3 protein-coding genes are annotated in these 2,524 nt (G+C 63.7%); all 3 read left to right on the top strand.

Annotation, left to right across the window (positions count from 1 at the left end; genetic code table 11):
* Positions 1–929: sulfate ABC transporter substrate-binding protein (locus AC1D0P_RS24515; protein WP_477679115.1), on the top strand; the 929-nt coding region annotated here is incomplete at its 5' end.
* Positions 930–938: 9 nt separating this feature from the next.
* The gene (gene cysT, locus AC1D0P_RS24510; protein WP_477679114.1) at positions 939–1,832 is read left to right on the top strand and encodes a sulfate ABC transporter permease subunit CysT; all 894 of its coding nucleotides are present in this window, start codon (positions 939–941) and stop codon (positions 1,830–1,832) included.
* On the top strand, positions 1,829–2,524 hold a 696-nt coding region (gene cysW / locus AC1D0P_RS24505; protein ID WP_477679113.1), incomplete at its 3' end, for a sulfate ABC transporter permease subunit CysW. The genes cysT and cysW, both read left to right, overlap by 4 nt.

Genomic DNA, 2,524 nt, shown 5'->3' with positions numbered 1-2,524 from the left:
CGCAAACGCTGCTCAACGGTTCTTATGACGTCGCGCGCGAGTTCTACAAAGACTACAACGCGGCCTTTATCGCCCACTACAAAAAGACCACCGGCAAGGACGTCAAGGTCGACCAGTCGCATGCGGGCTCCAGCGCGGTGGCGCGTTCGGTGGCCGACGGCCTGGACGCCGACGTGGTCACCATGAACACCTCGACCGACGTGGACTTCCTGGCCAATGCCGGTGTGGTCGCCAAGGACTGGACGAAGAAGTTCCCCGACAATGCCTCGCCCACCACCTCGACCATGCTGTTCCTGGTGCGCAACGGCAACCCCAAGGGCATCAAGGACTGGGACGACCTGATCAAGCCCGGCATCCAGGTGATCGTGGTCAATCCCAAGACCGGCGGCAACGGCCGCTACGCCTACCTGGCTGCCTGGGGTTACGCCAAGAAGAAGGGCGCAAGCGATGCGCAGGCCGCCGAGTTCGTCGGCAAGTTCTACAAAAACGTGCCGGTGCTGGGCAAGGGCGGGCGCGATGCGACCACCGTGTTCCTGCAGCGCAATATCGGTGACGTGCTGATCACCTTCGAGTCCGAGGTGCTGTCGGTGAACCGGGAGTTCGGCGAAGGCAAGGTGGACGCGATTTACCCGTCCATCAGCATCGTGGCGGAAAACCCGGTGGCGGTGGTCGAGCGCACCGTGGCCAAGAAAGGCACGGCCGAACTCGCCAAGGCCTACCTGAGCTACCTTTATTCGGAAGAAGGCCAGGAGATCGCCGCGCGCCACGCGCTGCGCCCGCGTTCGCAGGCCGTGCTGAAAAAATACGCCAGCACCTTCAAGCCGCTGCAGCTCTTCACGGTGCAGGAGGTGTTCGGCAGCCTCGGTGAAGCGCAAAAAGTGCACTTCAACGACGGCGGGCAGTTCGACAAGCTGTACACCGTCAAATAAGCCCGCGCCATGACCGCCTTGTCTTCTGTGGCGCCGCCTTCCGCGGTGGTGCCGGGTGTTGCTGCGGGCAGCAAAAGAGCCGCCAGGCGTGTGCTGCCCGGTTTCCGGCTGACGCTGGGCTACACGGTGCTGTACCTGAGCCTGATCGTGCTGATCCCGATCTCGGCGCTGTTCTTCAAGACCTTCACGCTGAGCTGGGAGCAGTTCATCACCGCCGTGACCTCGCCGCGCGTGCTGGCGTCTTACCGGCTCACCTTCGGAGCCTCGCTGATCGCGGCGCTGGTCAACCTCGTCTTCGGCTTGCTATTGGCCTGGGTGCTGGTGCGCTACAAGTTTCCGGGAAAAAAAATTGTCGATGCGCTGGTCGACCTGCCGTTCGCGCTGCCCACGGCCGTAGCCGGCATTTCGCTCACGGCCTTGCTGGCCGGCAATGGCTGGATAGGCCAGTACCTCGAGCCCATGGGCATCAAGCTGGCCTTCACGCCGGCCGGCGTGGTGATCGCGCTGATCTTCATCGGCCTGCCGTTTGTGGTGCGCACGGTGCAGCCGGTGCTCGAAGATGCCGAGAAAGAGCTTGAAGAAGCCGCGACCTCGCTGGGCGCCACGCGCCTGCAGATCTTCACCAAGGTCATCCTGCCGCACATCACGCCGGCCTTGCTGACCGGTTTTGCCATGGCGTTTGCGCGCGCGATCGGCGAATACGGCTCGGTCATCTTCATCGCCGGCAACATGCCCATGATCTCTGAAATCACGCCGCTCATCATCATCGGCAAGCTGGAGCAGTACGACTATGCCGGCGCCACCGCCGTGGCCGTGGTGATGCTGCTGGTGTCCTTTGTGCTGCTGCTGGTCATCAATGGGCTGCAGGCCTGGCAGCGCCGAAATGCAGGGGCACCCGCATGAGCGCCGCATCATCCCCCATCAACCGCCGCGTCCGCGCCGGCACCACCGAAGCGCCCTGGGTCCGCTACACGCTGATCACTGTGGCATTGCTGTTTGTCGTGCTGTTCCTGGTGCTGCCGCTGGCGGCCGTGTTCACCGAGGCCTTGCGCAAGGGTTTTGGCGCCTACCTTGCGGCGCTGCGCGAACCCGATGCCTGGTCGGCCATCAAGCTGACCTTGATTGCCGCCGTGATCGCCGTGCCGCTGAACCTGGTGTTTGGCGTGGCCGCGGCCTGGGCCATCGCCAAGTATGAGTTCCGCGGCAAGTCGGTCTTGACGACGCTGGTCGACCTGCCGTTTTCGGTCTCGCCCGTGGTGGCCGGCCTGATCTATGTGCTGATCTTCGGCGCGCAGGGCTGGTTCGGGCCCTGGCTGCTGGCGCACGACATCAAGATCATCTTCGCCGTGCCCGGCATTGTGCTGGCCACCGTGTTCGTGACCTTTCCTTTCATCGCGCGCGAACTGATCCCGCTGATGCAGGCGCAGGGCAACGACGAAGAGCAGGCCGCCATCGTGCTGGGCGCCACCGGCTGGCAAACCTTCTGGCACGTCACGCTGCCCAATATCAAGTGGGGCCTGATCTACGGCGTGATTTTGTGCAATGCGCGGGCCATGGGCGAGTTCGGCGCGGTATCGGTGGTCTCGGGCCACATC

It is taken from the genome of Polaromonas sp. P1_G2 (assembly GCF_056405515.1).
This window is presented reverse-complemented; position numbering and strand designations above follow the sequence as displayed.